Genomic DNA, 16,008 nt, shown 5'->3' with positions numbered 1-16,008 from the left:
GAATGTAAGGACAAAATGTTGACAGGGTTCGGGAGCGACCACTAGACCTGTGGGCAGCCGGCTCCGAAGCGAAGGGACTCGTATGCCTCAGCCGTACGACGTGATCACGATGGGCCGGATCGGGGTGGACATCTACCCCCTGCAGACCGGCGTGCCGCTCGCGCAGGTCGACACGTTCGGCAAGTTCCTGGGCGGCTCGGCGGCCAACGTCGCCGTCGCCGCGGCCCGACTCGGCCGGCGCACGGCCGTCGTCACCCGCACCGGGCAGGACCCCTTCGGCGACTATCTGCACCAGGCGCTGGGGGAGTTCGGGGTCGACGACCGCTGGGTGACGCCGGTGGCCGCGTACCCGACCCCGGTCACCTTCTGCGAGATCTTCCCGCCCGACGACTTCCCGCTCTACTTCTACCGGCAGCCCAAGGCGCCGGACCTCGAGATCCACGCCCACGAGCTGGACCTGGAGGCGATCGGCGCGGCCCGGGTGTTCTGGATGACCGGGACCGGACTGTGCGCCGAGCCGAGCCGTAGCGCGACGCTCGCCGCGCTCGCCCACCGCGACCGGGCCGGCACGACCGTCTTCGACCTCGACTGGCGCCCGATGTTCTGGACGGACCCGGACGAGGCGCGACCGCACTACGCCCGGGCCCTCGCCCACGCCACCGTCGCCGTCGGCAACCTCGAGGAGTGCGAGGTCGCCACCGGGGAGAGCGAGCCGTACGCGGCGGCCCGCGCGCTGCTCGCGGCCGGCGTCGAGCTCGCCGTCGTCAAGCAGGGCCCCAAGGGGGTCCTCGCCGTCCACCGGGACGGCGCTCAGGCGGAGGTCCCGCCCGTGCCGGTCGAGGTGGTCAACGGACTGGGGGCGGGGGACGCGTTCGGCGGAGCGCTGTGCCACGGACTGCTCGCCGGCTGGGAGCTGGAGGACGTCATGCGGTACGCCAACGCAGCCGGCGCCATCGTCGCCGCCCGCCTGGCCTGCTCCTCGGCGATGCCGCGCGCCGCCGAGGTCGAGCAGGTCCTCGCGTCAGGCCGGGTCCCCGAGCAGCCCACCGAAGTTCGCCCCGCCGCAGCGCACCCCGCCGCAGCGCGTCCTGACACAGAGCGCCCCACCGCATCCCGCCCTGGCGCGACGGACGGAGGCGTCCGGTGAGCCGCGTCGACATCGCCGAGCTCGTCGGAGTCCGCACCCGCCACCCCGAGGCCGTCGCCGAGGCGGCGAGCCGCCGGCGCAGGCGGCCGCGGCTCATCGGCGAGAGCGGCCGGCTGATGATCGTCGCGGCCGACCACCCCGCCCGCGGCGCCCTCGCCGTGGGCGAGCGCCGGCTCGCCATGGCCAACCGCCTCGACCTGCTCGAACGGCTCTGCCTGGCCCTCTCCCGCCCCGGCGTCGACGGCGTGCTCGCCACCGCCGACATCCTCGACGACCTGCTGCTCCTCGGCGCGCTCGAGGACAAGGTCGTCATGGGTTCGATGAACCGAGGGGGCCTGGCGGGCGCGGTGTTCGAGCTCGACGACCGGTTCACCGGCCACCGCCCCAAGGACCTCGACCGGCTCGGGTTCGACGCGGGCAAGCTGCTGCTGCGCATCGACTACGACGACCCGGGCTCGCTGGACACGCTGCACGCCACCGCGCGCGCCGTCGACGAGATGGCCGAGCGTCAGCTGCCCGTCTTCATCGAGCCGTTCATCTGTCACCGGGTCGACGGCCGTCTGCGCAACGATCTGAGCGCCGAGGCCGTCACCCGTTCGATCGCCATCGCCTCCGGGCTCGCCGGCACCTCGGCGTACAGCTGGCTGAAGGTCCCGGTCACCGACGACCCCGAGGACATGGCGGCCGTGATGGAGACGTCGACCCTGCCGGCCGTCATCCTCGGCGGCGAGATAGGGGACGACCAGGACGGCGCGTACGAGAAATGGCGTGGAGCGCTGCAACTTCCCACCGTGCAGGGTCTGGTGGTGGGACGCTCGCTGCTCTATCCGGTCGACGGCGACGTCGCCGCGGCGGTCGACACGGCCGTCGGGCTGCTGTAGGGGGTACGGAGAGGTCATGAGCGACGAGAAGAAGCCGTACGGGCAGGGCGGATCGTACGAGCAGGGCGAGGCGTACGCGCCGAGCCGGGCGCACGAGCCTGAGAAGAAGCCGCAGGGCGCGCATGAGCTGCATGTGCCCGCGGGCAGCGCCGCCGACGGTCCGTACGCCCTGCGCATCGACCCCGAGCAGGCCGGCTGGGGGTTCTCCAGCCTGCGGGTGCTGGAGCTGGAGCCCGGCGGCGCGCACTCCCTCGCCGCGGGCGACAGCGAATGGATCGTGCTCCCCCTCAGCGGCGGTTGCACAGTGCGTACACAAGGCGAGATCTTTGAACTGCTGGGCAGAGAAGGCGTGTTCGGCGGGGTCACGGACTTCGCCTATGTGCCGCGCGACGCCCATGCGCAGATCGCCTCCGGTGCGGGAGGCCGCTTCGCCCTGGCAGGAGCGAAGTGCGAGCGACGACTCCCCGCTCGCTACGGCCCCGCGCCGGAGGTACCCGTCGAGGCCCGCGGCAGCGGCGTGCAGGAGCGCGAGGTGCACAACTTCGCTGCCGCGGGGGCCTTCGAGTGCGACCGGCTCATCGCCGTCGAGGTCCTCACCCCCGGCGGCAACTGGTCCTCCTACCCTCCCCACAAGCACGACGAGCGCCTCCCCGGCGAGGAGTCCGAGCTGGAGGAGATCTACTACTTCGAGATCGAGGGCGGCGGGGTGGGGTACCAGCGGGTCTCCCCGTCCCGGCCCGGCGGCGCCGACGTGCTGGCCGAGGTCCGCAGCGGCGACGCCGTCCTCGTGCCCGACGGCTGGCACGGCCCGTCCATCGCCGAGCCGGGCCACACCATGTACTACCTCAATGTGATGGCAGGGCCTGGCGCCGAGCGCGAGTGGCTCATCCGCTTCCACCCCGACCACACGGAGGGCTACCGATGAGCACCAGCCGCCCCAGAACCCCCGCCGCCCCCGGTGCCCCCAGCGCCCCCGCCGACCCCAGCGCCCCCGGTACCGGCGCACGCACCCCCGCCGACCCCAGCGCCCCCGGTACCGGCGCACGCACCCCCGCCGACACCAGCACCCCCGACACCGGTACCGACACCCGCGCCCCCGTCCGCCGGCTCACCGTCGCGCAGGCGTTCGTCGCCTTCCTCGCCCAGCAGTACACCGAGCGGGACGGCCGCCGGCGCCGGCTGATCGGCGCGACCTGGGGCATCTTCGGCCACGGCAACGTGGCCGGCCTCGGCCAGGCGCTCCTGGAGTCGGGCGCGGCGAGCGCCTCCGGCCGGCCGGACGGCCCCGGCGTCGACATGCCGTACTACCAGGGGCGCAACGAGCAGGCCATGGTGCACGCCGCCGTCGGCTACGCCCGCCAGTCCCGTCGGCTCTCCGCCCACGCCGTCACCACGTCCGTCGGCCCCGGCGCGACCAACCTCGTCACCGGCGCCGCGCTCGCCACGATCAACCGGCTGCCGGTCCTGCTCCTCCCAGGCGACGTCTTCGCGACCCGCCCCGCCGACCCGGTCCTCCAGCAGCTCGAGGTCCCCTCCGCCGGCGATGTCTCGGTCAACGACGCGCTGCGCCCGGTCTCGCGCTACTTCGACCGGGTCACCCGCCCCGAGGCGCTGATCCCCGCCGCCCTCCAGGCGATGCGCGTGCTCGCCGACCCAGCCGAGACGGGCGCGGTCACGCTGGCGCTCCCGCAGGACGTGCAGGCGGAGGCGTACGACTGGCCGGAGGAGTTCTTCGCCGAGCGCGTCTGGCAGGTGCGCAGGCCCCGCCCCGACGCGGACGCGCTCGCCGAGGCCCGCGAGGCGCTGCGCGCCTCCCGCCGCCCCTTGATCGTCGCGGGCGGCGGCGTCCACCACAGCGAGGCCGAGGAGGCGCTGCGCGCCTTCGTCGACGCGACCGGCGTCCCCGTCGCCTCCACCCAGGCCGGCAAGGGATCGCTCCGCCACGACCACCCCTGCGACGTCGGCGGCGTCGGCCACACCGGGACGGCGACCGCCGACGAGCTGGCCCGCACCGCGGATCTGGTGATCGGCGTCGGCACCCGCTGGTCCGACTTCACCACGGCCTCCTCGACCCTCTTCCAGAACCCGGCCGTCCGCTTCCTCAACCTCAACATCACGTCCTTCGACGCCCACAAGATGGCCGGCCTCTCCGTCGTCGGGGACGCCCGCGCCACGCTGGAGGAGCTGGCGCGCGACCCGGGCTTCCGGGTGGAGGGCGCGTACGAGAGGGAGTACGGCGAGGACAAGGAGCGCTGGGAGGGCCGGGTGGACGCGGCGTACGAGCCGCAGGACCCGGACGTCCGCCCCACCCAGCCGCAGGTGCTGGGCGCGCTGGACGCCCTGGTCACCGGGGACGACATCCTGATCAACGCGGCGGGCTCGCTGCCGGGGGACCTGCACAAGCTGTGGCGGGCCCGTTCCGCGGACCAGTACCACGTGGAGTACGGCTACTCCTGCATGGGATACGAGATTCCGGCGGCCATCGGCGTCGCGATGGCCGCGCCGGACCGCCCGGTGTGGGCGCTCGTCGGCGACGGGACATATCTCATGAATCCGACGGAAATCGTTACCGCGGTGCAGGAGAATGTCCCTATCAAGGTCGTGATCGTGCAGAACCACGGGTACGCCTCGATCGGAGGGCTCTCCGAGTCGGTGGGCGCGGAGCGCTTCGGCACCGCCTACCGCCTCAGGGCCCCCGACGGCACGTACACGGGCGCTCCGCTCCCCGTCGACCTGGCGGCCAACGCCGCGTCGCTCGGGATGCGGGTGCTGCGCGCGAAGACGGTGCGTGACCTGCGAGAAGCGCTCGCCCAGGCCCGGGCGGCGGACGTGCCCACATGTGTCTACGTCGAGACCGAAACGGCAGACACAGTGTCGGGCGCGCCCCCCGCACAGGCGTGGTGGGATGTTCCGGTGGCCCAAACCGCGACCCGCCCGTCCGCGGTGAAGGCCCGGGAGGAGTACGACCGGCAAGTCGCAGCCCGACGCCGCCATCTGTGAAGGAGCTCGAAATGAAGACCGTCAACCACTGGATCGGTGGCAAGACCGTCGAAGGCGCGTCCGGCAACTGGGGCCCGGTCACCGACCCGGCCACGGGCGCCGTCACCACTCAGGTCGCACTGGCCTCCACGGAGGAGGTCGGCGCGGCGGTAGCGGCGGCGAAGGAGGCGTACGCGACATGGGGCACGGCCTCGCTCGCGCAGCGCACCGCGATCCTCTTCCGCTACCGCGCGCTGCTCGACGCCCACCGCGACGACATCGCGGAGCTGATCACCGCCGAGCACGGCAAGGTCCACTCCGACGCGCTCGGCGAGGTGGCCCGCGGCCTGGAGATCGTCGAGCTGGCCTGCGGCATCACCACGCAGCTCAAGGGCGAGCTGTCCACCCAGGTCTCCAGCCGGGTGGACGTCTCCGCGATCCGTCAGTCGCTGGGCGTCGTCGCCGGCATCACGCCGTTCAACTTCCCGGCGATGGTCCCGATGTGGATGTTCCCGCTGGCCGTCGCCTGCGGAAACACCTTTGTGCTGAAGCCGAGCGAGAAGGACCCCTCGGCGGCGAACTTCCTCGCGGAGCTGGCCTCGCAGGCGGGGCTGCCGGACGGCGTGCTCAACGTCGTCCACGGCGACAAGGTCGCGGTGGACGCGCTGCTCGCGCACCCGGACGTGGCGGCGGTCTCCTTCGTCGGCTCGACCCCGATCGCCCGGTACATCCACACCACGGCGTCCGCCAACGGCAAGCGGGTCCAGGCCCTGGGCGGCGCGAAGAACCACATGCTGGTCCTGCCGGACGCGGACCTGGACGCGGCGGCGGACGCGGCGGTCTCGGCGGCGTACGGCTCGGCGGGCGAGCGCTGCATGGCGATCTCGGCGGTCGTGGCGGTCGGCGCGATCGGCGACGAACTGGTCCAGAAAATCCGCGAGCGCGCCGAGAAGATCAAGATCGGCCCGGGCAACGACCCGACGTCGGAGATGGGCCCCCTGATCACCAAGGCCCACCGCGACAAGGTCGCCTCCTACGTCAAGGGCGCGGCGGCCCAGGGCGCGGACGTCGTCCTGGACGGCACGGGCTACACGGTCGGCGGCTTCGAGGACGGCCACTGGATCGGCCTGTCGCTGCTGGACAACGTCTCCACGGACTCGGACGCGTACCGCGACGAGATCTTCGGCCCGGTGCTGTGCGTGCTGCGCACGGAGACGTACGACGAGGGCGTGTCGCTGATCAACGCCTCGCCGTACGGCAACGGCACGGCCATCTTCACCCGCGACGGCGGCGCGGCGCGCCGCTTCCAGCTCGAGGTCCAGGCGGGCATGGTCGGCGTGAACGTGCCGATCCCGGTCCCGGTGGGCTACCACTCCTTCGGCGGCTGGAAGGACTCGCTCTTCGGCGACCACCACATCTACGGCAACGACGGAGTGCACTTCTACACCCGCGGCAAGGTGGTCACCACCCGCTGGCCGGACCCGGCGGACGCCCCGGCGGGCGTGGACCTGGGCTTCCCGCGCAACCACTGACGCGCGTGCCTCGCGGCCGCGGCCCGTACGGAATCGATTCGTACGGGCCGCGGCCGTGTCCGTGGGCTCGGGTCTTCACCACGGCCCTGCGACCGCCTCCGTAGGCTCGGGTCTCCACCACGACCCGGGGAGGCAGAACCCATGGCCATCGGACCAGAGCGCTCAGCCCGCATCGCGGCCATGCTCGAATCGGCCCGCCCCCTCTGGGAGGCGACCCAGAACACGGACGCGCTGCAACAGTGGTTGAAGGACCACGACTGCCACGGAGTCGACGCCGTCATCGTCACCAGGGAGCTGCTGGGCTGCGATCTCGGCGAAGCGGGACGGATCTTCCTGACCGCCCCCTGCCGCGAGGCCGAGCGCGACTTCCACAACGAGGCGATAGACGGGCTCGAGGCGGCGAGCGGCGAGCTCTGACCCGCTGGCCCCGGGCGGCTGCGCGGCTCAACCGGCCTTGCCGTTAAGGGCTTTGACGCTGATCGACGCTTCTTATACTGGCGGAATGATCAACGTTCCGTTCAGCGCGCTCGAAGTAGCCATGGTCCAGACGGGCACCCGAGCCGTAGACACGTTGCACGACACGACCGAGTTCGCCCGACGCGTGGACGACCTCGGCTACCGGCGGCTCTGGTACGCCGAGCACCACCACTCGCCGGCCATCGGGGCGTTTCCGCCCGTCGTCCTGGCCGCCCACGCGGCCGCGTTGACGTCGTCCATCCGCCTTGGGTCCGGGGGCGTCCTCGCTCCGAACCACGCGCCGATCATGCTGGCGGAGCAGTTCGGCACGCTGGCCGCGCTGCACGGGGGCCGCATCGACCTGGGCATCGGCCGGGGCCCGGGCACCTTCGACGAGCCGACGGCGCGGGCTCTGCGGCGCGGGGCCGGGCCGACGACGGACGACGAGTACCGAGACGATGTGTCGGCGACTCTGCGTCTCCTGGTGGAGGAGGTCGCGCTCGACCCGCTCCCCGAGCCCTGGCTGCTCTCCTCGAGCACGGCCGGCGCCGCGCTCGCCGCGGAGCTCGGACTGCCGATCGCCTTCGCCCACCACATCCGGCCCGACAACACCCTCGCCGCGCTCGAGCACTACCGCGAGAACTTCACGCCCTCCCGCTGGTGCGCGCGCCCGCGTGTGCTGGTCTGCGTGGAGACGATCTGCGCCGACACAGACAAGGAGGCGGCCTGGCTCGCCGGCCCGATGGAGGTCGTCAAGGCCGAACTCCTCAAGGGCCGGGGCGATATCCCCTTCCCCACGCCCGAAGAGGCAGCCGCCCACTCCTTCTCCCCGGAGGACGAGCAGGCACTGGCGGCCTTCCGCGCCCAACAGGCCTACGGCTCTCCCGAGACCGTCGCGAAGCAGCTGGCGGACCTGGTGGGGGTGACCCGCGCGGACGAACTCATGCTGGTGACGCCCGTCTACACGCTGGCCGACCGTCTGAGGTCGTACGAACTGGTCCAGCAGCACGTGATGGCGCCGACGACCCCCTAGCAATTGCGTGGCCGACGGTTTCCCCTCTGGCTAGCCTCCTCCTATGGCACCCCAGCACCAGATACGCGCCCTCCACACCGAGTCCACGGTCACCGTGTACCAGGCCTACTCCCCGCGCATCGGCGGCCCCGCCGCGCGGGACGGGCACTTCCCGGCGAGCTGGAAGCGGGAGCGGATGACGTGGATCAAGCCCTCCTTCCTGTGGATGATGTACCGCTGCGGCTGGGGCGCCAAGGAGGGCCAGGAGACGGTCCTCGCCGTCGAGATCACCCGGGCGGGCTTCGAGTGGGCGCTGCGCCATGCGTGCCTGTCGCACTACGCGCCCAAGCTGCACGCCGATCAGGCCGAGTGGAAAGGGCAGTTGAGGCAGTCGCCCGCCCGCGTCCAGTGGGATCCCGAGCGGGATGTGCGGCTGCAGCCGTTGCCGTACCGGTCGTTGCAGCTGGGGCTGTCGGGCGACGCCTCGCGGCGCTACGCGGACGAGTGGACGGTCTCGATCAGCGATGTGACCCCGCTCGCGCACCAGATCCACGCCCTCGTCCGGGAGGGGGACCTGGACGCCGCACACACACTGCTGCCGAAGGAGCGGGCCTACCCGGCGGGGGAGGAGCTCCTCGGGCATCTGATCGGCTAGCTGGGCTGTGCAGTCGTCGGAACCGTCCGCGTCAGCGCGGGATCCCCGCCTCGTCCAGGTACCGGTGCATGACGTCCGCGGGAAGGCTCGGGTTGGTGAGGGCGTGGGAGGCGGTCTCCGGGTTCGCGCAGCTCTGGAGGATGAGGTCGACGGGCAGCGCGGGGTGCGCCGCTGCCATCGTGCGTACGCGAGCGACCGGGTCGGCGAGCAGCCGGACCACCATGGCGGCCGGCGCCTTGGGGTCGAGGCTCACCAGCCATCGTTTCTCCGGATCCGGGTCGTCGGCGAAGCGTTGCGCGATGCCCGCGCTCGGGAAGTTCGGGTGGCGCAGCAGTTCGCCCCTGGTGATGACCTGGGCGTCCAGATACGACTGCAGCACCACCTCGCCGTCGACGGTCGGCTGGTTCTCGCACAGCAGGAGTCGTACGGCGTAGTCGTCGTCCCTCGAGAGCAGGTCGACGGCGTCGGCGGGCAGATGCCGGCTGTAGGCGGCGCTGCGCCGCAGCAGGATGCTGGCCGACGCGGCGCAGCGGCGCAGGACGTCGGGGTCGGCGCAGGAGAGGACCCATGCGGCGGGATAGAGCCGATCGGTCTCCTTGACGGTGACGTCGACGGCTGTGCGTTCGGCCTCCGTCAGCTCGGGTCGTACCGAGACCGCCAGCCGGACGCTGTGCGCGTCGTCGGTCGCCAGCCGTCTGACGATGTCGATGGGAACGTTGAGGTTGGTCGCCAGCTCCCGCCGGTCCTCCTCGTCGGGGCTCGCTGCGAGGTGTTCGGCGGTCGCTCTGCTCATGGCGCCGGACCGGATCACCTCCTGCCGGTGGAAGGGGCCGATTCCCGCGGCGAGAAGGAGGTCCGTGTACGTCGCGTCCTCGTGGCAGGCCTCCGTCATGGCCGCCTCGCGGACCGTGTCGTCGGCGTCGTGGAGCAGACGGCTTCGGGTGTCCTCGGCAAGCAGGGTCCAGTGGCGGCAGGCTGCCCGTCGAAGGTCCGCGTCCGGGTCGTCGGCGAGGCCGGCGACCAGGCTGGGATCTGTGTGGCGGCAGAGGGCCGCGCGCCGGCGGACCGGCAGTTCCGGGTCGGCCAGCAGACGCTGCTGAGCGGACAGCGGCAGCGGCTCCACGGGGGTGCGGTACCAGTCGGGCCCGAGGGCCAGATCCTCGCGGACGCGTGGATCGGGGTCGTCCAGGAGCCGGGCGCGCTGCTCCGCCGTCACCTTGGGGTTCGCGGTGAACGCCATCCGCAGCCTGTGGTCGGGATGCGCGACGATGGCGTCGACCACCTCGTCCGGCAGGGCGCGCCAGGCGAGCCACTCCCAGGCCGCGATGGCCTCTTGGCACAGCAGCCTGGTCAGTACCTCCACCGGCGCGGCAGGATTTCGCGCGATCGCGGCAACGGTCTCGCGGTGAGCGCGGTTCCTCTGCATGGTGCCCCTCCCCTTTCGCCGGCGGGCGTCGCGGGCCCGGAGATTGTGTGCAGGTCGCGTGGAGGAGGTCAACGTCGTTGATCATGCTCTGCGGCATGGCGGGGGGAGGAGGGCGGCCAGGGCGGCAGGGGCCGTCAGCGATGCCGCCCGCTCGCACACCGCTGCCCGAGGAGGGGCTCCTCGGGCAGCGGTGCGGCCAGCCGGTCCGCGGTCTCAGAAGAGCGAGTGCAGCAGCCTGTTCGGCGAGCCCGCGCGGGGGTCCAGGACCTTGCCCGGGGTCGCGTTGTTCACCAGGGCGTTTCGGACCTGGGCCGGCGTCGCCGTCGGGTTCGCCGACAGGTAGAGCGCCGCGACCCCGGCCGTGTGCGGCGCCGCCATCGACGTGCCCGAGATCGTGTTCGTCGCCGTGTTGCCGTCCTTCCACGCCGAGGTGACGTTCACCCCGGGCGCGAACAGGTCCAGGCACGTCCCGAAGTTCGAGAACGACGCCCGCCGGTCCGTGCTGTCCGTCGCGCCGACCGTGATCGCCTCGGGGACCCGCGCCGGCGAGGAACTGCACGCGTTCTGCGGCAAGCCCAGGAAGTTCCCGTTGCCCGCCGCGACCGAGTAGCTGACGCCCGACGCGATCGACTTCTTCACCGCGTTGTCCAGCGAGGCGTTCGCCCCGCCGCCCAGGCTCATGTTCGCCACCGCCGGCTTCCTGGCGTTGGCCGTCACCCAGTCCACGCCCGCGATGACCCCGGCCGTGGTGCCCGAGCCGTTGCAGTCCAGGACGCGTACGGCGATCAGCTTGGCGCCCTTGGCGACGCCGTACGTCTTCCCGCCGACCGTGCCGGCGACATGGGTGCCATGTCCCTGACAGTCTTGACCGTTCTGGCCGCCGCCCACCGTGTCCGTGCCGACGCTCGCGCGCCCGCCGAACTCGCTGTGGGAGGTGCGGATGCCGGTGTCGATGATGTACGCGTTCACATTCGACGCGGACGTGCTGTATTTGTACGTCTTCGACAGCGGAAGGCTCCGCTGGTCGACGCGGTCGATGCCCCAGGTGGCGTTCGGCTGCGTCTCGCTGACGCGCACGGTGGCGTTCTGCTCCACGTACGCCACGCGCGGATCGGCGGCGAGGGCCGCGGCCCTCGACTTCGACATCGAGGTCGAGAAGCCCTGAAGGACGCTGCGGTAGGTGTGCTTCGGCGTGACGCCCAGATCGGCGGCGCGCGTCGAGCCGTCCTTCAGGACGACGATCCAGCTGTTCTGTACGGCAGTTGCAGTGGGGGCGAGACGGAGATCGCCGAGTGACGCGCTGTGCGCGGTGGGGGACACGGCGAACTGGAGACCTGCCGCAAGGGCTGCTGCGGGTATCAGCGCCCCGACGCGGCGGGCATGGATTCTCATCTCGTGCACCTGACCTTTCGTTGACCGGAGGACGGACACGTTCGGTCGTGCATGGTGTCAGGAGGAGCATTCGCGCTGGCCAGAGCCTTGGGATGTGACCTACGACACAAGGGGGAGGCCCAAGGCGGGACATGAGGAGCTTTTAGATCATGAAAGGACGGCGCGGCGGGACGATTTTCCGCCATCCGCCGCTAGGAATTCGGGAGCTCCCAGGTCAGCATGGTGAACACGCCGTCGTCCTTGGCCCCCGCCGAACGGTAGGTCGCCAGCGCCGGATCGTTGTCCGTGTCCACGCCCACCCACATGTCGTAGCAGCCCCGCTCGCGCGCGACCGCCAGCAGCGCGAGGATCAGCGCCCGCCCGATGCCCTGCCTGCGGTGCCGCTCGTCCACCGACAGCTCGTACAGACACATCTCCGACCCCTTGTCGGGGTGGAGCATCTCGATGCCCGAGACCATCCCGGCCGGACGCCCGTCCACATACGCGATCAGCATCAGATGCCCGGGGGCGGCCAGAAACCGCTCCGCCCACTCCTTGCGAGCCGGGCCGTCGTAGAGGTGCTCGGCGGCGATCAGCTCGGCCGTGGTCGCGGCGGGCCGGATGTCCATGCTCGGGTCCTCTCGCAGGGTCTCTCTCGCGCGCCGGTCGTCTGCGGGGCGGTCGTCTGCGCGGTGGTTCTCGGCGGGGTGGTCGTCTGCGCGGCGGTCGTCGGCGCCGGCGGTCTTCGGCGCGGCGGTCTTCGGGCGCGGCGTATACCGCGTCTGGTGTACGGCGACGGTACTGCGTACTCCTTGCGGATGCTCCTGAGTTCCCCCTGGCGGCAGCCGAGACCGCACAGGCGGGCCGCTTAGGGTTTGGCTCATGCAGATCCGACTTCCCCGGCCACGCGGCCGATGGCTCGCCGGCGGCGCGGCCCTCGCCGTTCTCGCCGGCGCGGGCACCTGGACCGCCGTCGCCGACGACAGCGCACCGGCCGTGCACCGCGAGGACCGGGTGCACGACATGCCCGGCGCGAAGATCGACACCTCCTACTTCACGGCAGGCGGCGACCAGCGCCGTCCCGCCGTGCTCATCGGGCACGGCTTCGGCGGCAGCAAGGACGAGCTGCGCGCCCAGGCCGAGGATCTGGCCCGCGAGGGATACGCCGTGCTGACCTGGTCCGCGCGCGGCTTCGGCGAGTCGACCGGCCAGATCGGGCTGAACGACCCCGACCACGAGGTCAAGGACGTCTCCCGGCTGATCGACTGGCTGGCGAAGCGGCCCGAGGTGCAGTTGGACGCGGACGGCGACCCGCGCGTCGGCGTCACCGGCGCGTCGTACGGCGGGGCGGTCTCCCTGCTCGCGGCCGGGTACGACAAGCGGGTCGACGCCATCGCGCCGGAGATCACCTACTGGAACCTGGCCGACGCGCTGTTCCCGGACGGGGTGTTCAAGAAACTCTGGGCGGGGATCTTCTTCACGGCCGGGGCGGGGGCGGCTCCGGGCTCGACCCCCGGCGAGACGCCCGAGCGCGAGGCCCCGGGCGGGGATGCGCCGGGCGGTCAGGCCCCGGCCGCCGGTGACGCACCCGCCGGGGAAGCGGCCGCCGGTGACGCGCCCGCTGGAAAGGCGCCCGCCGCCAAGGCCCCCGCCAAGACCCCCTCCGACGCTCCCGGATGCGGACGCTTCACGCCTCAGCTGTGCGCCATGTACGAGCGCGTCGCCGTCGCCGGGAAGCCCGACGCCGAAGCCCGTCTGCTCCTCGATGCCCGCAGCCCCTCCGCCGTCGGCGACCGCATCAAGGTCCCCGCGCTCATCGTCCAGGGCCAGGCCGACTCCCTCTTCCCGCTCGCGCACGCCGACGCGATGGCCAAGAAGATCGGCTCCAACGGCGCGCCCGTCTCCGTCGACTGGGTCCAAGGCGGCCACGACGGCGGCAACCGCGAGACCGACCGCGTCCAGGACCGGATCGGCGACTGGTTCGACCGGTATCTGAAGAAGGACGAGAGCGCCGACACCGGACCCGCCTTCCGCGTCAGCCGCACCGGAGGCGTCGACTCCACCGACGGCCAGGCCCTGCTGCGCGGCGCGACCGGCGACCGCTACCCGGGGCTCGCCGGCGGCGTACAGCAGATCCCGCTCACCGGCCGCGAGCAGACCTTCGCCAACCCCGCCGGCGCGAGCCCTCCCGCCATCTCCGCCGTGCCCGGCCTCACCGGAGGCGCCGCCCAGCTCTCCTCCCTCGGCCTCGGGCTCTCCCTCGACTTCCCCGGCCAGTTCGCCCGGTTCGACTCCGCCCCGCTGGCCGCCGGCGTCCGGATCACCGGCTCGCCGACCGTCAAGGTCAAGGTCGCCTCGGACAAGGGCGACGCCGTCCTGTTCGGGAAGGTGTACGACGTCGGGCCCGACGGCCGTCAGCAGGTGCTGCCCTCCCAGCTCGTGGCGCCCGTCCGGATCGAGGACGCCCAGCAGGGCAAGGAGGTCCAGCTGACGCTGCCCGCCGTCGACCACGAGGTCGACGCCGGACACCGGCTGCGTCTGGTCCTGTCCGCGACCGACCTCGGCTACGCGTCCCCCGCCGAGCCCGCTGAGTACACCGTCTCCCTCCAGGGCGGACTCGCGGTGCCCACCGCCCCCGCCGTGCGGACCCAGGCCGCCCCGCTGCCCTGGTGGGTCTGGGGCCTCCCGGCCGCCGGCGCGGCGATCGCCGCAGCGCTGCTGCTCACCGCCCGCCGCCGGGCCGCCGCGCCCGCCCCCGACCCGGACCTCGCCGAGGCGCCGCTCCAGATCACCGGGCTGACCAAGCGGTACGCCAAGTCCGCCGACCGGTACGCCGTGCGGGAGCTGTCCTTCCGCGTCGAGAAGGGCCAAGTCCTCGGCCTGCTCGGACCCAACGGCGCCGGCAAGACCACGACTTTGCGCATGCTGATGGGCCTCATCCGCCCCGACGAGGGCGAGATCCGCGTCTTCGGGCACGCCATCAGGCCCGGCGCGCCCGTCCTGTCCCGGGTCGGCGCGTTCGTCGAGGGCGCGGGCTTCCTCCCGCACCTGTCGGGGCGCGAGAACCTCGAGCTGTACTGGCGGGCCACCGGCCGCCCGGCGCAGGACGCGCACATCGAAGAGGCCCTGGAGATCGCCGGCCTCGGCGACGCCCTCGCCCGCGCGGTGCGCACCTACTCGCAGGGCATGCGGCAGCGGCTCGCCATCGCCCAGGCCATGCTCGGCATGCCGGATCTGCTGATCCTCGACGAGCCGACCAACGGACTCGACCCGCCGCAGATCCGCGAGATGCGGGACGTGATGATCCGGTACGCGGCCGGAGGCCGGACCGTCATCGTCTCCAGCCACCTCCTGTCGGAGGTCGAGCAGTCCTGCACCCATCTCGTGGTCATGGATCGCGGCCGGCTGGTGCAGGCGGGCCCGGTCGCGGAGATCACCGGCGAGAGCGACACCCTGCTCGTCACCACCTCCCAGGAGGTGCCGGAACCGGTCGTCGAGAAGATCGCGGCGCTGCCCGGGATCGGCTCCGCGGTCCGTACGGACGAGGGACTGCTCGTCCGGCTGGACGGGACCACCGCCACCGCGATGATCGCCGAACTCGTCCGGCTGGACGTGCCGCTGACGGGCGTCGGTCCGCACCGCCGCCTGGAGGACGCGTTCCTCACCCTGATCGGAGGCTCCGCATGAGCGCGCTCGTCGAGTCGGCCCCGGGCTACCGGGCCCGGCACACCCTGCCGCTGCGCGTCGAGGCGGTCCGCCAGCTCAAGCGACGGCGCACGCTGGTGATGGCCGGCGTGCTGGCCGCGCTGCCGCTCGTGCTGATCGCGGCCTTCGCGATCGGCGGCACCCCGGACGGCCGGGGCAACGACCGGATCACCCTGATCGACTCGGCCACCGCGTCAGGCGCGAACTTCGCCGCCACCTGCCTGTTCGTCTCCGCGGGCTTCCTGCTGGTGGTGCCGGTCGCGCTGTTCCACGGCGACACCGTGGCCTCGGAGGCCAACTGGTCCTCGCTGCGCTATCTGCTCGCCGCGCCCGTGCCGCGCTCGCGGCTGCTGTGGTCCAAGCTCGCGGTGGCGCTGGGCTTCAGCGCGGCGGCGATGGTGCTGATGCCGCTGGTCGGGCTGGCGGCCGGAACCGTGGCGTACGGCTGGGGGCCGCTGAAGCTGCCCACCGGCGGATCGCTGGACACCGCCGAGACGCTGCCCCGGCTCGCGCTGGTCGTCGCCTTCATCTTCGTCTCCCAACTGGTCACCGCCGGGCTGGCGTTCTGGCTGTCCACCAAGACCGACGCACCCCTGGGAGCGGTCGGCGGGGCGGTCGGCCTGACGATCATCGGCAATGTGCTGGACGCCGTGACCGCGCTGGGGTCCTGGCGGGACGTGCTGCCGGCGCACTGGCAGTTCGCCTGGATCGACGCGCTCCAGCCGCAGCTGGAGTGGACCGGGATGGTCAAGGGCGCGGCGGTCTCGGTGGCGTACGCCCTGGTGCTGTTCGCGCTGGCCTTCCGGCACTTCTCCCGCAAGGACATCGTGTCCTAGGCCGTCAG

General features: G+C 72.4%; 13 protein-coding genes. 10 read left to right on the top strand and 3 right to left on the bottom strand.

What is annotated here, in order from left to right; genetic code table 11:
• Positions 1–82 precede the first annotated feature (82 nt).
• From iolC to AB0M39_RS08555, 8 genes are all read left to right on the top strand, one after another.
• Complete coding sequence (gene iolC, locus AB0M39_RS08590; protein ID WP_365361611.1) at positions 83–1,147, top strand: 5-dehydro-2-deoxygluconokinase; 1,065 nt, start codon at positions 83–85, stop codon at positions 1,145–1,147.
• Positions 1,144–2,028: a deoxyribose-phosphate aldolase gene (locus tag AB0M39_RS08585; RefSeq protein ID WP_365361609.1), complete on the top strand. Its 885-nt coding sequence runs from the start codon at positions 1,144–1,146 to the stop codon at positions 2,026–2,028. Before iolC ends, AB0M39_RS08585 begins: the two co-directional genes overlap by 4 nt.
• 16 nt (positions 2,029–2,044) lie before the next feature.
• Positions 2,045–2,953: a 5-deoxy-glucuronate isomerase gene (iolB, locus tag AB0M39_RS08580; RefSeq protein ID WP_365361607.1), complete on the top strand. Its 909-nt coding sequence runs from the start codon at positions 2,045–2,047 to the stop codon at positions 2,951–2,953.
• Complete coding sequence (iolD, locus tag AB0M39_RS08575; protein WP_365361605.1) at positions 2,950–5,028, top strand: 3D-(3,5/4)-trihydroxycyclohexane-1,2-dione acylhydrolase (decyclizing); 2,079 nt, start codon at positions 2,950–2,952, stop codon at positions 5,026–5,028. The genes iolB and iolD overlap by 4 nt, the downstream gene beginning before the upstream one ends.
• Before the next feature lie 11 nt (positions 5,029–5,039).
• Positions 5,040–6,539 carry a CoA-acylating methylmalonate-semialdehyde dehydrogenase gene (mmsA, locus tag AB0M39_RS08570; RefSeq protein WP_365361603.1) on the top strand — a complete coding sequence of 500 codons (1,500 nt, stop codon included), beginning with the start codon at positions 5,040–5,042 and terminating at the stop codon, positions 6,537–6,539.
• Positions 6,540–6,680: 141 nt separating this feature from the next.
• On the top strand, positions 6,681–6,956 hold the full coding sequence (locus AB0M39_RS08565; protein WP_365361601.1) for a hypothetical protein: 276 nt from the start codon (positions 6,681–6,683) through the stop codon (positions 6,954–6,956).
• Positions 6,957–7,041: 85 nt separating this feature from the next.
• The gene (locus tag AB0M39_RS08560; protein ID WP_365361599.1) at positions 7,042–8,028 is read left to right on the top strand and encodes an LLM class flavin-dependent oxidoreductase; all 987 of its coding nucleotides are present in this window, start codon (positions 7,042–7,044) and stop codon (positions 8,026–8,028) included.
• Between the two features lie 43 nt (positions 8,029–8,071).
• Entirely contained in the window at positions 8,072–8,662 is a 591-nt protein-coding gene (locus tag AB0M39_RS08555; protein ID WP_365361597.1) for a DUF4291 domain-containing protein, read from the top strand.
• A 31-nt stretch (positions 8,663–8,693) separates the two neighbouring features.
• On the opposite strand, the gene AB0M39_RS08550 is transcribed toward AB0M39_RS08555, so the two are convergent.
• The 3 genes from AB0M39_RS08550 to AB0M39_RS08540 form a co-directional block, all read right to left on the bottom strand.
• The gene (locus tag AB0M39_RS08550) at positions 8,694–10,088 is read right to left on the bottom strand and encodes a hypothetical protein (protein ID WP_365361595.1); all 1,395 of its coding nucleotides are present in this window, start codon (positions 10,086–10,088) and stop codon (positions 8,694–8,696) included.
• A gap of 213 nt (positions 10,089–10,301) precedes the next feature.
• On the bottom strand, positions 10,302–11,489 hold the full coding sequence (locus tag AB0M39_RS08545) for a S8 family peptidase (protein WP_365361593.1): 1,188 nt from the start codon (positions 11,487–11,489) through the stop codon (positions 10,302–10,304).
• Between the two features lie 182 nt (positions 11,490–11,671).
• Positions 11,672–12,088, bottom strand: a complete 417-nt coding sequence (locus tag AB0M39_RS08540; protein WP_365361591.1) for a GNAT family N-acetyltransferase — start codon at positions 12,086–12,088, stop codon at positions 11,672–11,674.
• Between the two features lie 253 nt (positions 12,089–12,341).
• Here AB0M39_RS08540 and AB0M39_RS08535 point away from each other — a divergent pair, with 253 nt between their 5' ends.
• Together AB0M39_RS08535 and AB0M39_RS08530 are read left to right on the top strand one after the other, a co-directional pair.
• Entirely contained in the window at positions 12,342–15,146 is a 2,805-nt protein-coding gene (locus AB0M39_RS08535; RefSeq protein ID WP_365361589.1) for an alpha/beta fold hydrolase, read from the top strand.
• Positions 15,143–16,000, top strand: a complete 858-nt coding sequence (locus AB0M39_RS08530) for an ABC transporter permease (protein WP_365361587.1) — start codon at positions 15,143–15,145, stop codon at positions 15,998–16,000. Before AB0M39_RS08535 ends, AB0M39_RS08530 begins: the two co-directional genes overlap by 4 nt.
• Positions 16,001–16,008: the final 8 nt, after the last annotated feature.

It is taken from the genome of Streptomyces sp. NPDC051907 (genome assembly GCF_040681075.1).
Classification (GTDB): domain Bacteria; phylum Actinomycetota; class Actinomycetes; order Streptomycetales; family Streptomycetaceae; genus Streptomyces.
The sequence above is the reverse complement of the archived record's forward strand: the minus strand, read 5'-3'. Positions and strand labels throughout refer to the sequence as shown.

Coding starts and splice junctions, on each gene's coding strand:
- iolC (WP_365361611.1), top strand. CDS start 83: ATGCCTCAGCCGTACGACGTGATCACGATGGGCCGGATCGGGGTGGAC.
- iolB (WP_365361607.1), top strand. CDS start 2,045: ATGAGCGACGAGAAGAAGCCGTACGGGCAGGGCGGATCGTACGAGCAG.
- iolD (WP_365361605.1), top strand. CDS start 2,950: ATGAGCACCAGCCGCCCCAGAACCCCCGCCGCCCCCGGTGCCCCCAGC.
- mmsA (WP_365361603.1), top strand. CDS start 5,040: ATGAAGACCGTCAACCACTGGATCGGTGGCAAGACCGTCGAAGGCGCG.
- AB0M39_RS08565 (WP_365361601.1), top strand. CDS start 6,681: ATGGCCATCGGACCAGAGCGCTCAGCCCGCATCGCGGCCATGCTCGAA.
- AB0M39_RS08560 (WP_365361599.1), top strand. CDS start 7,042: ATGATCAACGTTCCGTTCAGCGCGCTCGAAGTAGCCATGGTCCAGACG.
- AB0M39_RS08555 (WP_365361597.1), top strand. CDS start 8,072: ATGGCACCCCAGCACCAGATACGCGCCCTCCACACCGAGTCCACGGTC.
- AB0M39_RS08550 (WP_365361595.1), bottom strand. CDS start 10,088: ATGCAGAGGAACCGCGCTCACCGCGAGACCGTTGCCGCGATCGCGCGA.
- AB0M39_RS08540 (WP_365361591.1), bottom strand. CDS start 12,088: ATGGACATCCGGCCCGCCGCGACCACGGCCGAGCTGATCGCCGCCGAG.
- AB0M39_RS08535 (WP_365361589.1), top strand. CDS start 12,342: ATGCAGATCCGACTTCCCCGGCCACGCGGCCGATGGCTCGCCGGCGGC.
- AB0M39_RS08530 (WP_365361587.1), top strand. CDS start 15,143: ATGAGCGCGCTCGTCGAGTCGGCCCCGGGCTACCGGGCCCGGCACACC.